This is a genomic window from Bullifex sp. (assembly GCF_034103065.1).
Taxonomy (GTDB): Bacteria; Spirochaetota; Spirochaetia; order Sphaerochaetales; family Sphaerochaetaceae; genus Bullifex.
This window is the reverse complement of record NZ_JAXEGN010000052.1, coordinates 1-2378: the sequence shown is the minus strand read 5'-3', so window position 1 is coordinate 2378 and position 2378 is coordinate 1. Positions and strand designations below refer to the sequence as shown.

The following is a 2378-nucleotide window of genomic DNA, read 5'->3' as shown; positions in this document are numbered from 1 at the left end:
CATTCAAACAAAAGAAATCTGCCATAAATTTAGCATGAGCTTGTGAAACACAGAATCCTATGCAATGTATAGTAGAAAGATCATTAATATATTTTTCGAGAGTATTAATTATTAACGTAGCTCTCTTCTTAGCAGCTATTTCATCTATAGCATAAATTTTTTCAAGTTCTTCAGTATCATATCCGCTTCTTGTCCATTTTAATGTAGACAGGTCTGTACCATCACTAACACCAAAATAATGAAAAGGACATAGCAGCTGTCTATCAATAGCTTCACCAAGACGTATTTCAGCAGCAAAATGCTGACCATCGAAGTATTTCAATATATCTTCACCATCCATTCTCTCTGGAGTAGCAGTTAATCCAAGTAAAACCCTTGGTTTAAAATAGGAAAGAAGGTCCTGATATGATACGGCTGAAGCATGGTGAAATTCATCAACAATGATAAAATCATAATAATCAGGAGACAGCCTTTCTGTTAAATTTTTAGAGTTAATAGATTGTATAGATGCAAATAAATAATCAGTTTGCTCTGGCTTGTAATCTCCAACAAGCATATCTCCAAAATTAGGATCCTTAAGTATGGTTCTAAAGCAATAACGGCTTTGTAAAAGGATCTCCTCTCTATGAGCTACAAATAATAAGCTGTTCCTTTTACCCGGATGATTTTCCCTAAAACGACGATAATCAAATGCTGAAATTACAGTTTTTCCAGTACCTGTTGCAGCAACAACAAGGTTTCTAGAATTATTGTTTAATACTCGTTCTGCTTCCAGCTTATCTAATATTACCTGTTGGAAAGGATAAGGCTGAATATCAAAACTAAAAAAACTCTTTCCTGATTTTTCTTTAATTTGCCTTTCACTACTTAATGCTTCTTTTAATTTATCAAAGTCTTCAATTGTGTATGGAGTGAAACTATCATTATTCCAATAGATATCAAATGTACTTTGCATTTGTTGAAACACATCAGGTTGATCAGTAGATGTAATTTTTACATTCCATTCTCTTCCATCAGTTATTGCAGCACCAGATAAATTAGAAGATCCAATATAAGCAGTATTAAATCCTGTATCTCTATAAAACATATATGATTTAGCATGAAGTCTAGTATGCTTAGTATCATAAGAAATTCTTATTTCGGTATTAGGTAGCATAGATAATTGTTTAACTGCATTTAAATCCGTAGCTCCCATATATGTAGTAGAGATTATTCTTAGCTTTCCACCTCTACTAGTAAATGATTGTAAAGAGCTTCTAATCATGTCTAGTCCACTTACCTTTAAAAATGAAACAAGCATGTCAATTCTATCAGCTGTAACTATTTCTCTATTTAATTCATTTACAAGCTTCATATCAGTATCACCTGTAAATAAATAACTATGAGTTAAAGAAGATAAAGGCCTTTTCTTTTCAGGAAGTAATAGTTCTTGTCGTTGTTTTATCTCGACAAGGGATTGATTTTCATCCATTAATCTATAATTGTTAAATGATTCATCGACTTTAGTTGAGAGTAACGAAACAATATCATTTACAAGCTTAAATTGTTCTTTAGTATTACTTGTTTGATCAAGAGCTTCTCTTACAGCATTTTTAACATACTGACTCAAAACAATTGAAGAAAGCCCTTCATCAATTTTATCTTTCTTTGTTAATTGGGAGTCTATCTTTTCAAGAGATTCTTGAACTTCTTGATTTATTAACTGTTCATAAATTCCTGGAGGAAGTTTCTCTATTCTCATAAATAATAATTTTACATTGTATATTTATAGAGGTAAAGATCACACATTTGTCAAATCACGATTTGTCAAATCTAGATTTGACAAACTGCTATTAGTTAAAATCTTTGAACTAATAAACCTTTCTTGGTGTCATAAAAGTAAAATACTCCATGACGAGCAAATGGGAATCGAACATTAACGCCCCATTGAGGGTATAGCTTTTTCATAATTAAAGTATCACAAGAAACATATGCAATAAATGAAATATATCCATCCTTTTCCATTGCATGATCAGATGTGACTAACAACTCTCCATCATTAGTTTCAATAGTTAACTTTTCATTTTCTGAGGCTTTAATTGGTTTAAGAGCTTCAAGTTTTCTTGAACAGCAAGAGAACTCTCCTTCTGACAAGCTAGTAACAATATTTCCACACTCAGGACAAACATAAAAATTAATATTCTTCAAGTTTCCATTATTCATACTATTCTCCTCTAATTCACCATTTAAGAGGACACTTATATCTAGTTCAAATACTTTTGAAAGATTTGGAAGTATTGATAAATCAGGCATTCCATTACCACACTCCCACTTAGATACCGCTTTATCACTTACGTTAATTAAAGTAGCAAGTTCTTTTTGGGTTAAACCTTTATCAA

General features: G+C 31.5%; 2 protein-coding genes. Both read right to left on the bottom strand.

Translation table 11 applies throughout. The features are described from left to right. A partial coding sequence (locus SOY52_RS02105; RefSeq protein WP_320847333.1) for a DEAD/DEAH box helicase family protein occupies positions 1-1741 on the bottom strand: 1741 nt, incomplete at its 3' end. A 95-nt stretch (positions 1742-1836) separates the two neighbouring features. Continuing rightward, positions 1837-2378: helix-turn-helix domain-containing protein (locus tag SOY52_RS02100; RefSeq protein WP_320847332.1), on the bottom strand; the 542-nt coding region annotated here is incomplete at its 5' end.